The following is a 16,326-nucleotide window of genomic DNA, read 5'->3' as shown; positions in this document are numbered from 1 at the left end:
AAATGGGGTGTTGAGTACATTCCGAATGAAGCGTATTAGACCTTCAAAATCCGTTCGCCACGACCAATACCGGAGCCGCCAGAGCGAACGGTTTCTAGAATGGAAGCACGGTCAATCGAATCAATGAAGGCATCGAGTTTGGAGCCGTCACCGGTCAACTCAATGGTGTAGCTCTTGTCAGTGACGTCAATGATGCGACCGCGGAAGATGTCGGTAGTGCGCTTGAGCTCCTCGCGCTCTTTACCAACGGCACGAACTTTGATCAACATCAGTTCGCGCTCAATGTGCGAGCCTTCGGTTAAATCAAACACTTTCACCACCTCAACTAAACGATTGAGGTGCTTGGTGATTTGCTCAATCACATCTTCAGAGCCAATGGTCACAATCGTCATACGCGATAGGGATGGATCTTCCGTCGGCGCAACGCTGAGTGTTTCAATGTTGTAAGCACGTGCCGAAAAGAGACCAACGACACGCGACAATGCTCCTGGCTCATTCTCAAGTAATACTGAAATAATGTGGCGCATTACAGATCCTCACTACCTAAGAGCATTTCAGTAATGCCTTTGCCGGCTTGTACCATCGGCCACACGTTTTCTTCTGGATCGGTTTGGAAATCCATGAAGACTGTGCGATCTTTCAAACGAATCGCCTCCTTGAGGGCTGGCTCGACGTCTGCTTTGGTTTCAATCCGCATACCGACGTGACCAAAGGCCTCCGCCAACTTCACAAAGTCAGGCAAGGAATCCATGTAGGAGCTGGAATAGCGGCGGTTGTAGGTCAGCTCTTGCCACTGGCGCACCATACCTAAGTAACGGTTATTCAGCGACACAATCTTGACCGGCGTGTTGTATTGCTTGCAGGTCGATAGTTCCTGAATGCACATCTGAATCGAGCCCTCACCCGTGATCGTGAATACATCCTGATCTGGGAAGGCTTTTTTAATACCCATCGCGTAGGGCAAGCCAACGCCCATGGTGCCAAGGCCACCTGAATTAATCCAGCGACGGGGCTTATCGAACTTATAAAACTGCGCTGCCCACATTTGATGCTGACCGACGTCAGAGCAAATAAAGGCATCACCGCCAGTGAGTTCCCATAACTTTTCTACGACGTACTGGGGTTTGACGATCTGTGAATCACGGTCGTATTTCAGGCAGTCTTTTTTGCGCCACTCGTTAATCTGATCCCACCACTTCGCCAGGTGGGCGCCATTCTTGAGTGGGCCCGCCGCTTTAATTTGGCTGGTCATCTCGACCAATACTTCCTTCAAATTACCAACGATGGGTACATCGACCTTAACGCGCTTGGCAATCACAGATGGATCAATATCAATGTGAATGATCTTGCGTGGATGGCTCGCAAAGTGCTGCGTATTGCCAATCACGCGGTCATCAAAACGCGCACCAATCGCAATCAACACATCCGAATGCTGCATGGCCATATTCGCTTCGTAAGTGCCGTGCATACCCAGCATGCCCACAAACTGAGGGCTAGTCCCTGGGAAACCGCCCAGGCCCATCAAGGTATTGGTCACGGGGTAACCGAGGGCGTCAGCAAAGGCTTTGAGCTCAGGCGCTGCATCCGACAGAATCACACCGCCGCCGGTATAAATAAACGGACGCTCTGCTTCCTGCAATAAGGAAACTGCTTTACGAATCTGACCGCTGTGGCCACGCAAAACGGGGTTGTACGAGCGCATGGTCAGCTCTTCGGGGTAAATGAACTGACCCTTGGCTGCTGAAATGTCTTTTGGAATATCAACCAGCACGGGGCCCGGTCTTCCAGTCTGCGCAATGTGAAAGGCCTTCTTTAGCGTGAGCGCTAAATCATTAATGTCTTTCACCAAAAAATTGTGTTTGACGATGGGTCGCGTAATACCGACTGTATCGGCCTCTTGGAAGGCATCTTCACCAATGGCATACGTGGGCACGTTACCCGTAATGATGACCATGGGAATCGAATCGGTGTAGGCAGTCGCAATGCCTGTAACGGCATTGGTAACGCCCGGACCAGAGGTCACTAAAGCGACCCCGACTTTGCCTGTAGCACGGGCATAGCCATCGGCAGCATGCACAGCAGCTTGCTCATGGCGCACCAAAATGTGCTCAAACTTGTCTTGCTTGTAGATTTCATCGTAGATGAACAGAACTGCTCCACCGGGATAGCCCCAGACAAACTCGACGCCTTCCGCATGCAGGGCATGGACAAGCATCTCGGCACCAATCATTTCAGGTCCGGTTTTAGTAGGGATTGCGGTGGATTCGGCCTTGGAGGCTAAAAATTCGGCGCTGCTAGTATTCATTGGTAAGGTCCTTTGCAATTTTCGGCAAAAAATTGTTTAGGCTGCTCTGTCCCGTGCTTGTGGCCCGAGTTCGAACGGCGCTTGAACTGAATAAAAAACCGCTTCTTGGACGGCTCTCTAATCGGAGAACCTTGAATTGTAAAGCAATACCCTAAAATGGAGGCATTCTTCCTACACAAGGCCTTCCCGTTTTTGCATGGCATCTGCCCCTGAACTCGCTGATTTTCTCAGTAGCGTTGAAAAACGCGCTTTCAAACAGGCCATTTATGCTGTGCGGGATGAGGACGCGGCATTGGACATCGTGCAGGATGCCATGATCAAGCTGGCCGAAAAATACGGGGATAAGCCGAGTGCAGAACTCCCCCTACTCTTTACCCGCATTCTTCAAAACCGCATCCACGATTGGTTTCGGCGCCAAAAGGTCCGGAATGCCTGGGTTACCCTTTTCTCTAATATGGGTAAGAAATCGGACGAATCCGATGATTACGACCCTCTAGAGCAGCTGCAAGCAGCCGATGACAGTCAAATTCACCAAGATGGTGCCCAAAAACTGGAGCAAAGCCAGCTTTTGCGTAGTCTAGAGGCTGAAATAGCAAAATTACCAGCACGTCAACGAGAAGCCTTCTTGATGCGTTATTGGGATGAGCTAAGCATTGCAGAAACCGCCCAGATCATGGGGTGCAGCGAAGGAAGTGTCAAAACCCATTGTTCCAGAGCCACGCAAACCTTAGCTAGTGCATTGAAAATAAAAGGAATTTCATTATGAACCGCGAACAAGACCCCCAATTTGAAGTAGATCGGATTGGCAGCGCCGTGCGCGAATACCTCGACGGTTCTACCGCGCAATTGCCCAGCCGAATCACGGATCGTCTGTATCACGCCCGCCTTTCCGCCATGGCAGCGCGCAAGCAAGAATTCATTCCGCAATTGGAGCGCGTATTACGCCCCCAACTGGCCTTTAATCAGGGTGGTAGCGGCAGCCAGCCCTCCTCCTATTGGAATCGATTGAGCTGGTTTGCGCCTTTTATTGTCTTGGCCTTGGGCTTATTGGCGATTTCCGAGTGGCAGCAAGATGCACGCATCAACGACATTGCTGCGGTCGACATTGCCCTACTGTCTGATGATGTTCCGCCTGATGCCTATATGGATAGCGGTTTCCTGGCATTCTTAAAACTCAGTAGCCATGCCAAGCGTGAGTTGGAAACCACCAATTCTGAGAATGCCGATACTGCAGTCGATCCTTCCTAACTGAGGCAAGAAACCAATCGCCATGTCAGCCACGCCCCACCAGCACAATCCACTTGCACTAGCCGCAAAGCGATGTGCATCCGGCTGGAGTCTGGGCGCGCTGCTATTGCTTGCTAGCTGGCTAGCGATTGGCTCTGTAAACGAAGTAGCAGCTCAAACCAAGCAGCCAACTGCAGCCAGCGCGCCCAAACACAGTGGCAATTGGGATGACCTGAGCGTGGTGCAACAAAAAATCTTGGCGCCCCTCGAAGAAGACTGGAGCTACCTTTCTAAAGAGCGCCGGCAAAAATGGATTCAGGTTGCTAATCTTTATCCCAAAATGAAGCGGGTCGATCAGGAGCGCTTGCAATCGCGCATGAACGAGTGGGCTAAACTCTCGCAAAAAGATCGCCGCATCGCCCGCGATAATTACCTCAGTAGCTTGCGCTTCCCTGCGGAAGAAAAAGCCTCGGCATGGCAGGCCTACCAGCAGCTCAGCCCAGAAGATAAGAAAAAATTAGCGGCCAAAGAGGACAATAAGAAAAAGCCAACTGCGGCGAGCTCGCCTACGCTGCAAAATCGTCCCAATGCCTTGCCTGCGGTTACCCCTGCCGCCGCACCCACCAAAGATGGTGGCGCATGAGTCAGCCCCCTGTGGATGGCACTAGCAGTTCAGTTGACACTCCGCTAACCGCACTACCCCCTCCTGGCTTTTGGAAGCGAGTCTTCTGCTTACTCTATGAGCAATTGATTTTGTTGGGCGTGATTGCCCTGCTCTTCTTATTACCCAACCTCGTACTCGGGATTGTTTTTGGCGTATCACTTCCTAGCTGGTTAACGTTTTTCTATTTGTATGGCGTACTGGCTTTTTACTTTGTTTGGTATTGGACCCGTACCGGACAAACCTTGGCCATGCAAACTTGGCGGGTCAAACTGGTTTCCACTTCGGGTGCGCGCCTCACCCGCAGACAAGCATTGTGGCGTTATGTCTACGGCTCACTTTGGCTTGTCCCTTGCATCTTGATTCAAGCCAGCGCAGAACTACAAAAGTGGGGAATTATTGGTCTGCTGTTTGCAGTCTCGCTCTTTCTTTGGCCACTTACCATTTACTTGGATCCACGTCACCGCCAAACGATTCCTGATCGGCTCGGTAAAACCAAATTAATCACCCTGCCAAAGATAGAGAAGAAAAAGTAAGTTGCTTCGCGCGCTTCTTTGGACGCAGGATCACGCTTCGCGCAAACAATCCATGGCGGTAGCCCGCTGAATCTTTCGCTGAAATTGGTAACCAGCTATTGCGCAAGCGATTAATCCAAAAGCAAGGCCCATCGCAATCGACGATGCAAAGGAATTGAATTCAATTTCAAGCACAAAATGCCCCAATGCCCAGGCAGCCATCGCCGCAGCAAAGCCACCTAAGAGGCCAGCTAGGCCGCCAACAATCGCCAATTCAACACTGGCAATCGCAGCTAGCGTAGGACTTGAAGCCCCAACTGCTTTGAGAAGCGCTGCATCCCGAAAGCGCTCATCTTGTGTTGCTGAGATTGCTGCAAACAGCACTAAGATGGCTGCGGCAATCGTGAATGTAAACAAGAGGCCTAAGGCGGCGCCTAAGCGATTCAAGACATCTTGAATTTGTTGCAAGGAGTTCGCCACATCCACTACAGTGATGTTGGGATAACGTTGGGTTAAGCGGAAATCCAATACTTCTATATTGAGCGGCTGGTAATACGCGGTAATCCAGGATTGCGGCAAGTCTTGCAAGAGCACTGGCGGCATGATCACAAAGAAATTCACGCGCATCGAGCCCCACTCCAATGAGCGTAAGGAGGTAATTTCAGCACTGACAGTCTCGCCAGCAATCTCAAACGCCAATCGATCACCCAGTTTTAATCCCAGGGTTTTAGCAATGCCAGTCTCGACGGAGATTTGCGGTTTGTCCTGTGTAAACCAGCTACCAGCTACCACTTGATTGCCGCTTGGCAAATCCATGGTGTACGACAAATTAAATTCGCGATCTACTAAACGGCGCGCATTGTCTTTGCTGTAATCGCTCGGCATCACGGGCCGATTATTAATCTCGACTAAACGGCCGCGCACCATGGGATATAAATCGGGCTTACCCAGGCCTGCCGTTGCGAGATCTTGCGTTAAGGCATCGCGTTGATCGCTCTGGATATTAATCACAAAGCGATTGGGCGCATCGACCGGCACATTGCCTTGCCAGGTTTTGAGTAAATCCTGTCGCAAGAGCAAGATGATGAGCAGCGCCATCAGGGCAATCGCCAATGCAGTAATTTGCATCACGGCAAAGGCGGGACTGCGCGCTTGTGAGCGCAAAGCAAAGCGCCCCGCAAATCCAAGTTGGCTAAGCATCCCACTCACAGAAGAGCGCGCTAACAGTTTCAGGGCGATCCAGGACAGCAATGCAAACACAGCAACCGCACCGCCAAAACTCAAGCCAACCCAACTCGCTAACTTCCAGTCGCGGGCGGCCCAGAGCAGTAAGATAGCAAAACTCAGAAACCCCAATAAAGCGACCCAGCGCGCTGCAACGGGCACGCCGCTCAGCTCACGTCGAACCAAACGGACCGGCGAGACTTGCACTAGGGTCAGCAAAGGCGGTCCCGCAAAACCCAGCAACAAAAACCAGGAGAGCAGCGCGCTCCACAGAACAGGCCACAGGGATGGCGGCGGTAAATCAGCCATCAATAAATTACCCAAGAACCACATCAGCCCATACTGAATCAGCCAACCGACCGCAATCCCGAATGCCGCCGCCAATAAACCCAAGAGGGCCAGCGTCTTGAGTTGTTGACGCAGAATCGTCCCTTGGGTGGCGCCAAGGCATTTCATGACCGCACACACATTCGCTTGCCGCACCACGTAACGGCGCGCCGCCAAGGCAATCGCTACCGCAGAGACCATCGCAGTTAACAGCGCAATCAAGGATAAAAACCGTTCGGCCCGATCGAGCGTTTTGCGCATCACCGGCTGACCCGTCTCGAGGGTTTCAATGCGCATACCGCGTAGCTGATCTGACTCGATCGCATTCACGACCCAGTTTTGATAATCCGCAACCGCGGCATTGGATCCGGCGATTAATAAACGGTAGGTCACGCGACTCCCGAGGCCAAGCAACTCGGTCTTGGGTAAGTCGTCTAGCGAGATCATGACCCGCGGGGCAAAGTTCATAAATGCAGCGCCGCGATCGAGTTCGCGCAGCAAGACAGCATCAATGCGCAGGCGTGCCTGCCCTAATGAAACGGTATCGCCAATCTTGGCTTGCAAGACTTCCAGCAAAGCGGGATCAACCCAAGCATTGCCGGGCGCCGGGCCATGACTGCTGTTGACTTTCTCTTTGTCCTGCGGGTTTGTGCTGCGGCTAATTTGCAGCTCCCCGCGCAAGGGATAATCGCTACTCACGGCTTTGAGTGAGGATAACTTCCCCCGCTCACCCACCGTTGCCATACTCGGAAAGACCACCGTTTGCGCAATCGATAGCGTGCGGTCTTTAGCTGCCTCTATAAACCGCGCCGGAATGGGCTGGTCAGCAGCAATCAACAAGTCGGATGCCAACAGTTGGCGCGCATCAAACTCAAATGCCCGCTGCATGCGGTCGGCTAAAAAGCCGACACTGGAAAGGGCTGCAACCGAAAGGCTGAGTGCAATCCCTAGCCAGAGCAATTCGGTCGACTGTAAGTCACGCCGAAACCACCGCCATGCCCGCGCAATCACAAGTAGCTCAAATCCCCTGAATCTGTCCGCCATCCACGCGAATGACAGAACCAGTAATGTACGAGGCATTGACACTCGCTAAGAATGCCGCAGTATCGCCATACTCTTTTGGATCGCCATAGCGTCCTGACGGTATTAACTTAATGCTCGCAGCCACGACGGCGTCGTATGGCACATTCTCACGCTTGGCACGTGCTTCATCGAGTTGACGTAAGCGATCGGTTGCCACGCGGCCGGGCATGATGACATTCACGGTAATGCCTTCGCCCGCCACTTCAGCAGCTAAGGTTTTAGACCAGGCTAATAAGGATGCACGAAGTGTATTGGAGATCGCCAAGTTTTTAATCGGGGCAATCGCACCCGAGGTGGTGCTGGTAATAATGCGGCCCCAGCCACGCTGGCGCATGCTGGGTAATACACGATCCGTAATGGCAATCAGTGACAACACCATGTCATTGAAACTCTTTGCCCATAAGAGTGGGTCTTGGCCTGCTGCCGGGGTTGGCGCAGGACCGCCCGTGTTGTTGATCAAAATATCAATCGGCCCAAAAGTGGCTTCTACTTTAGAAATGTGGGCGTCGATGACCGACAGATCCGATAGATCCCAGTTCAGCGCTATTGCCTTGCCACCGGCCGCCTCAATCATGGCTACGGATTGGGCTAAACCTTCTGGATTACGGCCTGTCACTGCAACGTTCACACCTTCACGGGCTAGAGCTACTGCCATCGCCTGACCCAGCCCACGGCTAGACGCCAAAACCAGTGCTGTTTTTCCTTTAATGCCTAAGTCCATTATTTTTCCTTTAGCGCAATGTCAATGTATATCCAGCACTGTAGCCTAAAAGTGCTTAGCCTATGTGATGGCGGCTAAAGCACCTTATCGGCGAAGGATGGGCTTGGGTAAATTAGCGGATGCCGCAAAGAGGTCGGCCTCCAACTGCTGCAAGATCTCAGCAAGTGCACGTTGCTGACCCGATACCAAGGTTTGCGGCAGGTTATTAGCCAATGCGACGCGCTGCGTATAGCGCTTGGCCGTAATTAATGGGGTGGGTAGATTGGGGTTGGTTACCGTCAAAAAGAATTGCACAGACACCACTGCCTCTGGTTTTCCGCGGTAATCGCCATAGAGTTCATCAACGGTTGCCTGCAGTGTATAGAACGGGAAAAAGCTGGTGCCCTGCCCTACCGTAATACGAAAGATGCCCGACTGATCAAGCCACTGCCGCGTTGCATTGGAGAACATACTGCTTGGCGAAGCAATATAGGCGTTGTAAAAGTCTTTTTCATATTGCTGATCGCCCAAGCGGTAAACCAAGGACTTGGTATCAAATGGTGTAGTTACAGAGAATGACCCCATCTTTAACCACAGCGGCGATTGCATCGTGCGCGGCCCGCCAGTACGCTCGGGCGCTACCAGCCAATTCGCTGTATCAATGGGGGGACGCGTAGGCGCACAGGCCAACAAGGTAAATGCAATCACCGTAAGCAACGACCAGCCGGCAATGCGCTGAAGTAATACAGTGGTTTTACCCTGCAATGGATTGATGGTGACTAAGCTCATTTTTGTACTCCGGTCGCGCCAGGATTGGCTGGCAGTTGAATGCGAGCCGGTGGCTCACCCCAAATTAAAGAAGATGGTGAGCGGCTAGCAATTCGGGTTAAGTCATTGAGCTGCTCGCTGGCTTGCTTAAGATTTTCAATGGTGATTGCGGTGTCGCCCTGCATGCTACTGAGCATTTGCCGCAAGACTACGGAGCTAGCAACCAGTTCTTGCGTCAGTAGCTCGAGCTCAGCATTACTCGTTACGCTATTCATTTTAGCAAGCAGTGTGTTTAATTCTTGGACGGATTGGGCTATGCCTTGATTGCCTTTGCCGCTCCCAGCTAATACGGTATTGAGATTGGTAACCAGGGAATCAAATTTTTGTTGGGTTTCGACTAAATTCAGTGCGCTTAAATTACTCACTACTTTTTGCAATCCCGTAAAGATCTCATCTGCAGGGCTGGGTAGCGAAGGAATGACCGGGTATTCTGGCTTCCACGTATAAGCGAGAGTGGGGTAATCTGAATTGGGCGCCTCAAAGTCAAGTTCAATGTAATTGACGCCAGTAATACCCATGGTCTTAACTCTAGCCCTTAGGTTGGCAGCAACATTACTATCTGAGCCGCCAAAATATTCTTTCGGGTTGCCATTAATCAGCATCCGTACGATGACGTATGCCTTACGCTGCGCCATTGGAACATTTTTTTCGTAGATTTCGCCAGTCAAGCCGACGGAAATTACCTGCCCTACTTTGACCCCCCGGAATCGAACCGACGCGCCATTATCCAGGCCGGTAACCGATTGCTTAATATAGGTTTCGACTTCAAACGTTTTTTGGAAAATTTGCCCTGATCCAAAAATCAGAATAAGGGCAATCAGCGCGCCTATAGCGGCCAATACAAACAAGCCAAGGCGAAAATAATTGGGGTTGGAGTTGCTCATGCCGCTTCCTTACTCATAATGCGATTAAAGAATTGATGCACCCGTGGATCGGCACTTTGATCCCGTAACACTTTTGGATCGCCTTCTGCAATGATGCCTTTGCTTGCCTTGTCCAACATAATCACCCGATTGGCAATGGAATAGATGCTGGCCAGCTCATGTGACACGATAACAAAAGTAATCCCTAGGTTTTGCGATAAATCCAAAATAGTGCGATCGAGGTCAGCCGAGGTAATCGGGTCTAGGCCCGCGGATGGCTCATCCAAAAACAGAATCTTCGGATCCAGCGCCATCGCCCGTGCAATCGCAGCGCGCTTTTGCATCCCGCCACTAATTTCGCTTGGCATGTACTGCTCGTAAGGCAAAAGACCGACTAGGTCCAACTTACAACGGGCCAGTAAATTCATTTGCTCGCGCTCTAAGGTGGTGTACTCCTCCATAAATAGAGTGACGTTTTCGAGTAAATTCATCGAACCAAACAAGGCGCCCTGCTGATACATCACCCCAAAGTGCGTCATGATTTTTTGGCGATCTTCACCATGGGCGTCGGTTATGTCCAGGCCTTCAATCAGCACGCTGCCCGCCAGGGGTTCGTATAGACCAAAGAGGTTTTTTAATAAGCTGGACTTGCCGCAACCCGAGCCGCCGAGGATCACAAAGATCTCGCCTTCATTCACCGAGAAATTGAGGTTTTGCAGCAGGACATTTTGCCCATAGCCAACCGAGAGATTACGTACGTCGATCGCTGCCATCAGAAATCCGTCTTATAAGAGATATAGGCAAACACACCGTCTACCAAGACAATCATGACAATGCTACTCACCACCGCGCGCGTGGCTGAAATGCCGACTGCAGCTGCGCCTGTACCGGTTTGCATGCCACGCATACAACCTACCGCCGCAATCACAATGCCGAATAGCACCGACTTGGTTAGGCCGGAGAACACGTCTTCCAGATCGACGGTATTGAGTACTCCCTCATAAAAATTAACCAGAGGTACGCCATAGGCCATCATCGTCAGCGAAGAAGCAAAGACGCTGACGATATCGGCATACAAGGTGAGGATCGGCGCCACTAAGATCCCAGCAAGCACCCGCGGCACTACCAAGAAGCGCACTGGGCTAAGCCCGCCAGTCACTAAGGCGTCGACTTCACTATTGACCGTCATGGTACCGATTTCAGCGGCGAAGGCTGCGGACGAGCGTCCTGCCAACAAGATCGCAGTAATCAATGGCCCAAGCTCTCGAAAGATCCCCAAAGCAACAATCGGACCCACAAAGGTAATGGCTCCAAACTTTTGCATGCCAATGGCAGACTGAAACGACAAAATCACACCAATCAGAAAGGCCACCAAACCAACAATCGGCAAAGCAGCTACGCCCGCCTGAAAAGCAGCATTCACAAAGTCGCCCCAGCGAACTTGACGGGGATGCAATAAGGCCCACACTAAATCAGCCGTCACATGACCAGCAAAGGTAATGATCGAAGCAACGTCGTTCAAGAAGACGCTACTGGTCCGGCCCACCGCAACTACAAAGTTATCTTTGGGTTTGGGTGTTGTAACTGGGTATAACTTACCGATGGGATCAAATTGCTGCAGCAAGGGTAAATAGCGCTTGTCCAAACCGGTCAAGGTAAATACTCCCCCATGCTTTTCTTGATGCGCATGCAGGTCAATTAAAAATGCCACACCAGCGCCATCCAGGTATTCCACTTGGGATGCATCAACACTCAGCGTCTTTTGGCTAGTTGACTGCCCCAGCCAGGCATCCTGATTTTGGCGAACGGTAGTCCAATTGCCTCCCAAGGCATAGACATCAATCTTGCCCTGCAACACTAATTGCGCATGCGTACCATCCATGACCTTCCAGTCAAAGGGGGGCAAGGTGGATGGGGATTGGTTCATGGTGCGCTGATTGGGGGTTCAAAGAATGTACGGTCAATTACTAAGTAAATAAGTGCATTCAATGCTTTATGAGTGTTAAGAATACTAGATGGGCCTCATCAGTAGGTTCTTGCCGCTGTCTTTTATCTTATGTGTATCGTGTGTATTATAGTGTGTATAATACACAAATGAATAGCAAAGAACTCCTCAAGTTGTTAGAGAGGGATGGTTGGATTATGCGTAACTCAAAAGGTTCACATCATGTTTTTACTCATCCCGTCAAAACCGGTCACATCACGGTGCCACACCCCAAAAAGGATCTCGGCGTTGGTTTAGTTCACAAGCTACTAAAACAAGCAGGAATTAAATAAGGGAAAGTCCATGAAATATCCAATTGCAATTGAACCGGGAAACGACACCACTGCGTGGGGTGTGATAGTGCCTGATCTGCCAGGTTGCTTTTCAGCTTCTGATAGCGGTATCGATGAGGCTATCGACAATGCAAAAGAAGCGATTGAATTGTGGATCGAAACTGCCTTAGATAACAATCAAGACGTACCTAGACCAAGCTCGATTAATACCTTACAGAAGAGAAAAGAATTTAAGGGAATGATTTGGGCCATTGCCGAAATTGATCCAGCACTTTTATCCAATGAGATTGAGCGCGTGAATATCTCCTTACCAAAGCGAGTGCTAGCAAGGTTGGATGCAAAAGCAAAGTCAGCAGGAGAAAATCGCTCTGGATTTATTGCGCAGATGGCAATCAGTGCTTAAAAGGTAAGGCCTCCCGATTGGGAGGCCTTATAGTTGGTGCGGCTGGCAGGAATTGAACCCACGACCCCTTGGTTCGTAGCCAAGTACTCTATCCAGCTGAGCTACAGCCGCAACAGCCATAATTATGCCATGGAAGAAAAGAACTACATCACGCCGGCTGGTCACGAGCGTCTAAGAGCGGAACTTTTAGCGCTTTTGGACGTGGAGCGCCCCAAAATCGTTGAGATTGTCCACTGGGCGGCCTCGAACGGTGATCGCTCTGAAAATGGAGACTATATCTATGGCAAAAAGCGCTTGCGGGAGATTGATCGGCGGATTCGGTTTTTAAATAAGCGCCTGGAGTTTGCCGTGGTAGTCGACAATGCCGCCCGAATATCCGGCGAACAAGATGCCGATCAGGTCTTTTTTGGAGCGACGGTGACCTATTGCCCTACTGGCGGCCCCAATCACGCCAAAGAAGAAAACATCACGATTGTGGGTGTTGATGAGGTTGATTTAGAACAGGGGCACGTCAGTTGGGTATCGCCGATTGCCAAGGCCTTGATTAAAGCCCGGATAGGGGATTGTGTGCGCATTCAAACGCCCACGGGTCCAACGGAGATTGAGATCTTAGACGTGCAATACCGCTAAGCGCGGGTCCGTACTACGCGCATCACGTCGGGGTTATTGCGTAAACTCCGCATCACTTTAGACAGATGCAAGCGATCGGCTACTTGCAAGGTAAAGCGAATAATGACCGCATCCTCTTTGTAGCGATCTTCCATCGAGACATTCATGATGTTGCAATCGGCTGAGGTGATACTGCTCGCGACCCGAGCCAATACACCCTTCCCTTGGTGGGTATCGACTGCTAAGTTCACCTCAAACTCGCGGTGAATGTCTTTACTCCACTCGACCTCAACCCACTTATCACTGTCTTTGGATAGCATGCGCAGTGCGGTCTGGCAGTCGTTGACGTGAATCTGCAGGCCTTCGCCCTTACCCAAATAGCCAATAATGGCATCGCCTGGAATGGGATGGCAACAGCTCTGAAAGCTGGTAGACATGCCTTCGCGCCCATCCACCAAAATGGCCTGCTTTTGGTGTGAATGGGGCTCGTGGTGAACTGCCCAGTCACCGGAACCCAAACGCATCTGCTCATCACCGCCCTCTTCATCCAGCAGAATTTTCAAGCGAATCGCCAACTCTTGGTGGGAACGGCGACCCAAGGCAATATTGACGCAAGCCTCTTCGCGGGTCTTGTCTCCAGTCCAGTGCAATAACTTTTCCCAGATGGCGCCGGATAAAAGTCCAGCATCCACGCCTTGTTGGCGTAAGGCGTTTGCTAATAAGCGCTCACCCAATTGCAAGGACTCGCCGTAATGCTTGGTCTTGAGTGAATGGCGAATCGACGCCCTCGCCTTGCCGGTACGCACAAACGCTAGCCAGCCGGGGTTAGGCTGGTTATTGGTTGAAGTAACCACCTCGACAATATCGCCGTTCTTTAGTTCGCTGCGCAGTGGCAGCTGCATATTGTTAATTTTGACCGCCACGCAGGAATTGCCAATATCGCTGTGCACCGAGTATGCAAAATCCAGTGCCGTCGCGCCCCGCGGCAAGGCCCGAATCTGTCCCTTGGGGGTAAATACATAGACCGCATCCGGGAACAGATCGATCTTGACGTGCTCCAAGAATTCTTGCGAATCGCCGCTGCTGTCTTGAATATCAATCAAGGACTGCAACCACTGGTGCGCGCGATTTTGTACTTCACTCATTTCGGGTGAGCCTTCTTTATAGGCCCAGTGGGCTGCTACCCCCGCCTCCGCTACGGCATGCATATCTTTGGTGCGAATCTGGAACTCGACTGGCACGCCCGATGGACCCACCAACGTGGTGTGCAGGGATTGATAGCCGTTGAGTTTCGGAATCGAAATGTAGTCCTTAAACTTACCTGGCATCGGTTTGTACAAGGCATGCAAGACCCCTAAGGCACGGTAACACTCATCAATCGAGTGGACTGTGACACGAAAAGCATAGACATCGAGCACTTGAGAAAAGCTCACGTGCTTGTGGCGCATCTTCATGTAAATCGAAAACAGGGTTTTTTCTCGGCCCTGCAGATCGACTTCAATACCAACCTTGGCAAAGCTCATGCGCGTGGCTTGCAAAATCTTCTCGACCATCTCCTTGCGATTACCGCGGGCGCGTTTGACTGCGTCCTCAATAACCCGAAAACGCATCGGCATGGAGTAGCGGAAACTCAAATCCTGCAGCTCACGGTAAATCACATTTAAGCCGAGACGATGGGCAATCGGCGCATAAATCTCAAGGGTCTCGGAAGCCACCCGGCGGCGCTTTTCAATGGGAACCGCGTCCAAGGTTTGCATGTTGTGGGTGCGATCGGCGAGCTTCACCAAAATCACCCGCACATCGCGTGCCATCGCCATAAACATCTTCCGAAAGCTCTCCGCCTGCGCTTCGGCATGACTCTGAAACTCCAGCTTATCGAGTTTGGTTAGGCCTTCCACCAATTCAGCGACTTTGGGACCAAACTGCGCCACCAAATCATCCTGACTACAGCCTGTATCTTCAATCACATCGTGCATGAGTGCCGCCATAATCGACGACGCATCTAAACGCCAACTGGCGCAGAGCTCTGCCACTGCAACGGGGTGGGTAATGTACGGTTCACCGCTTTGACGGTATTGCCCTAAGTGCGCTGAATCCGCAAACTGAAAGGCTTTTTTGACTAAGGCCAGCTCATCGGGCTTCAGGTAATGGAGCTTTGCAGTTAAGGCACTGATGGATACCACTTGCTGCTTGGGCGGTACGATCGGCTGTGAGGTAGGGCCAAATAAATGCCGGCTGGATTGCGCCAAGAGCGATGCAAGAACGGCTGAGCCGCTGAGGGAACTGCCTAGGGAAGCACCAAAGAGGCCTGGCTCTGAGGTCTGAGAAGAATGAATACTAGCGTTACTAAGGACTTCGCTAGGCGAGCGTGTCCCAATGGATCCCGATGTGGTCAGCGGCTGCGCCACAACGGGCCTCTCGATTAAAGAGGAACTTTGGTCAACATATCCCGGTCAGTGACGCCAGCAGCAACTTCGCGCAAAGCCACTACCGTTGCTTTATCTTTGGCATCAACCCGTGGGGCGTGACCTTGAACCAGTTGGCGCGCACGATAAGTGGCAGCGAGCACCAGCTCAAATCGGTTTGGAATGGTTTTAAGGCAATCTTCTACGGTAATACGAGCCATGCGCTACTCACTTTAATGGGGATCAATACCCATAGGATAACTGATTACACCCCAAGGCGCCTTAAAAGAGCGGGGTTGCGGGCCATCATCGGCCCGGATCGTAGGCGACTGGTAGCGATGATGTGCTGCAAATCAAGTAAGGCCTGCTCAAAAACATCATTGATCACAATGAAATCGGCTTCCGGAGCATGCTGGAGCTCAAGGTGGGCGGCAGCCAAGCGCCGCTGAATCGTGGCCTCATCATCCTGGCCACGCTTACGTAGGCGCTGCTCTAAGGCATCAATCGATGGCGGAAAAATAAAGATCCACTGGGCCGAGGGAATGAGCTGCCGAATTTGCTGGGCGCCCTGCCAATCGATTTCTAAAATGACGTCATTGCCCGCTTGCATTTGCTGCTCGATCCACGAGCGTGAGGTGCCATAAAAGTGGCCATGGACTTCTGCCCATTCTAAAAAGTCACCGCTAGCGCGCTGCGCCTTGAAGGCGTCATTACTGACAAAACGGTAATCTTTACCGTCGCGCTCTCCACTGCGTGGCTGACGCGTCGTTGTCGATAAGGACAGCTTTAGACCGGCATCCGCCTGCAGTAAGGCCTGCACCAAGGATGATTTACCAGCGCCGGAGGGCGCCACAATCATCAGCATGCTGCCTTGATAGGTTTGGGAAGTTAAGGTCATG

The 16,326-nt window shown here is 51.5% G+C and carries 18 protein-coding genes and 1 tRNA gene; 7 read left to right on the top strand and 12 right to left on the bottom strand.

The features are described 5' to 3' along the window. Window positions 1–35: 35 nt before the first annotated feature. Both ilvN and Q8M75_RS02330 read right to left on the bottom strand, forming a co-directional pair. Window positions 36–527 (bottom strand): acetolactate synthase small subunit, encoded by a 492-nt coding sequence (gene ilvN / locus Q8M75_RS02335; RefSeq protein ID WP_305485777.1) that lies wholly within the window; start codon window positions 525–527, stop codon window positions 36–38. After that, complete coding sequence (locus Q8M75_RS02330) at window positions 527–2,305, bottom strand: acetolactate synthase 3 catalytic subunit (RefSeq protein WP_305485775.1); 1,779 nt, start codon at window positions 2,303–2,305, stop codon at window positions 527–529. The genes ilvN and Q8M75_RS02330 overlap by 1 nt, the downstream gene beginning before the upstream one ends. Window positions 2,306–2,501: 196 nt before the next feature. Between Q8M75_RS02330 and Q8M75_RS02325 the strand changes: the two genes are divergently transcribed. From Q8M75_RS02325 to Q8M75_RS02310, 4 genes are read left to right on the top strand one after another with little or no spacing between them, the layout of a single operon-like run. Next, window positions 2,502–3,071, top strand: a complete 570-nt coding sequence (locus tag Q8M75_RS02325; RefSeq protein WP_305485773.1) for an RNA polymerase sigma factor — start codon at window positions 2,502–2,504, stop codon at window positions 3,069–3,071. Beyond that, window positions 3,068–3,553, top strand: a complete 486-nt coding sequence (locus Q8M75_RS02320) for a DUF3619 family protein (RefSeq protein ID WP_305485771.1) — start codon at window positions 3,068–3,070, stop codon at window positions 3,551–3,553. The genes Q8M75_RS02325 and Q8M75_RS02320 overlap by 4 nt, the downstream gene beginning before the upstream one ends. Window positions 3,554–3,575: 22 nt before the next feature. After that, window positions 3,576–4,175: a DUF3106 domain-containing protein gene (locus tag Q8M75_RS02315; protein ID WP_305485769.1), complete on the top strand. Its 600-nt coding sequence runs from the start codon at window positions 3,576–3,578 to the stop codon at window positions 4,173–4,175. Next, window positions 4,172–4,729, top strand: coding sequence for an RDD family protein (locus Q8M75_RS02310; RefSeq protein ID WP_305485767.1), 558 nt, complete (start codon window positions 4,172–4,174; stop codon window positions 4,727–4,729). The genes Q8M75_RS02315 and Q8M75_RS02310 overlap by 4 nt, the downstream gene beginning before the upstream one ends. 30 nt (window positions 4,730–4,759) lie before the next feature. Here Q8M75_RS02310 and Q8M75_RS02305 read toward each other — a convergent pair whose 3' ends face one another. The 6 genes from Q8M75_RS02305 to Q8M75_RS02280 all read right to left on the bottom strand — a co-directional run bounded on the left by Q8M75_RS02305 (window position 4,760) and on the right by Q8M75_RS02280 (window position 11,660). After that, window positions 4,760–7,303 (bottom strand): ABC transporter permease, encoded by a 2,544-nt coding sequence (locus tag Q8M75_RS02305; RefSeq protein WP_305485765.1) that lies wholly within the window; start codon window positions 7,301–7,303, stop codon window positions 4,760–4,762. After that, a complete protein-coding gene (locus Q8M75_RS02300; RefSeq protein WP_305485763.1) occupies window positions 7,278–8,063 on the bottom strand; it encodes an SDR family oxidoreductase in 786 nt (261 codons plus the stop codon). The genes Q8M75_RS02305 and Q8M75_RS02300 overlap by 26 nt, the downstream gene beginning before the upstream one ends. Before the next feature lie 84 nt (window positions 8,064–8,147). Further along, window positions 8,148–8,831 carry a membrane integrity-associated transporter subunit PqiC gene (locus tag Q8M75_RS02295; RefSeq protein WP_305485761.1) on the bottom strand — a complete coding sequence of 228 codons (684 nt, stop codon included), beginning with the start codon at window positions 8,829–8,831 and terminating at the stop codon, window positions 8,148–8,150. Further along, the gene (locus tag Q8M75_RS02290) at window positions 8,828–9,754 is read right to left on the bottom strand and encodes an MlaD family protein (protein ID WP_305485759.1); all 927 of its coding nucleotides are present in this window, start codon (window positions 9,752–9,754) and stop codon (window positions 8,828–8,830) included. The genes Q8M75_RS02295 and Q8M75_RS02290 overlap by 4 nt, the downstream gene beginning before the upstream one ends. Further along, entirely contained in the window at window positions 9,751–10,506 is a 756-nt protein-coding gene (locus Q8M75_RS02285) for an ABC transporter ATP-binding protein (RefSeq protein ID WP_305485757.1), read from the bottom strand. The genes Q8M75_RS02290 and Q8M75_RS02285 overlap by 4 nt, the downstream gene beginning before the upstream one ends. After that, on the bottom strand, window positions 10,506–11,660 hold the full coding sequence (locus tag Q8M75_RS02280) for an ABC transporter permease (protein WP_305485756.1): 1,155 nt from the start codon (window positions 11,658–11,660) through the stop codon (window positions 10,506–10,508). Before Q8M75_RS02280 ends, Q8M75_RS02285 begins: the two co-directional genes overlap by 1 nt. A 167-nt stretch (window positions 11,661–11,827) precedes the next feature. Here Q8M75_RS02280 and Q8M75_RS02275 point away from each other — a divergent pair, with 167 nt between their 5' ends. Continuing rightward, window positions 11,828–12,010: a type II toxin-antitoxin system HicA family toxin gene (locus Q8M75_RS02275; protein WP_305485755.1), complete on the top strand. Its 183-nt coding sequence runs from the start codon at window positions 11,828–11,830 to the stop codon at window positions 12,008–12,010. A 10-nt stretch (window positions 12,011–12,020) separates the two neighbouring features. Beyond that, complete coding sequence (locus Q8M75_RS02270; RefSeq protein ID WP_305485754.1) at window positions 12,021–12,413, top strand: type II toxin-antitoxin system HicB family antitoxin; 393 nt, start codon at window positions 12,021–12,023, stop codon at window positions 12,411–12,413. Between the two features lie 34 nt (window positions 12,414–12,447). On the opposite strand, the gene Q8M75_RS02265 is transcribed toward Q8M75_RS02270, so the two are convergent. Continuing rightward, window positions 12,448–12,524 (bottom strand) — tRNA-Arg (locus tag Q8M75_RS02265). A gap of 18 nt (window positions 12,525–12,542) precedes the next feature. On the opposite strand from Q8M75_RS02265, the gene greB reads away from it, so the two are divergent. After that, window positions 12,543–13,043 carry a transcription elongation factor GreB gene (gene greB / locus Q8M75_RS02260; protein ID WP_305485752.1) on the top strand — a complete coding sequence of 167 codons (501 nt, stop codon included), beginning with the start codon at window positions 12,543–12,545 and terminating at the stop codon, window positions 13,041–13,043. On the opposite strand, the gene Q8M75_RS02255 is transcribed toward greB, so the two are convergent. Genes Q8M75_RS02255 through gmk form a run of 3 tightly spaced genes read right to left on the bottom strand, consistent with a single transcriptional unit; the run spans window position 13,040 to window position 16,325 of the window. Next, window positions 13,040–15,430 carry a bifunctional (p)ppGpp synthetase/guanosine-3',5'-bis(diphosphate) 3'-pyrophosphohydrolase gene (locus tag Q8M75_RS02255; RefSeq protein WP_371131729.1) on the bottom strand — a complete coding sequence of 797 codons (2,391 nt, stop codon included), beginning with the start codon at window positions 15,428–15,430 and terminating at the stop codon, window positions 13,040–13,042. The two genes, greB and Q8M75_RS02255, sit on opposite strands and share 4 nt — an antisense overlap. Before the next feature lie 14 nt (window positions 15,431–15,444). Beyond that, on the bottom strand, window positions 15,445–15,648 hold the full coding sequence (gene rpoZ / locus Q8M75_RS02250) for a DNA-directed RNA polymerase subunit omega (RefSeq protein WP_108468810.1): 204 nt from the start codon (window positions 15,646–15,648) through the stop codon (window positions 15,445–15,447). A gap of 44 nt (window positions 15,649–15,692) precedes the next feature. Continuing rightward, complete coding sequence (gene gmk, locus Q8M75_RS02245; protein WP_305485750.1) at window positions 15,693–16,325, bottom strand: guanylate kinase; 633 nt, start codon at window positions 16,323–16,325, stop codon at window positions 15,693–15,695. Between the last annotated feature and the right edge of the window lies 1 nt (window position 16,326).

Source organism: Polynucleobacter sp. (assembly GCF_030693775.1).
GTDB lineage: Bacteria > Pseudomonadota > Gammaproteobacteria > Burkholderiales > Burkholderiaceae > Polynucleobacter.
The sequence above is the reverse complement of the archived record's forward strand: the minus strand, read 5'-3'. Positions and strand labels throughout refer to the sequence as shown.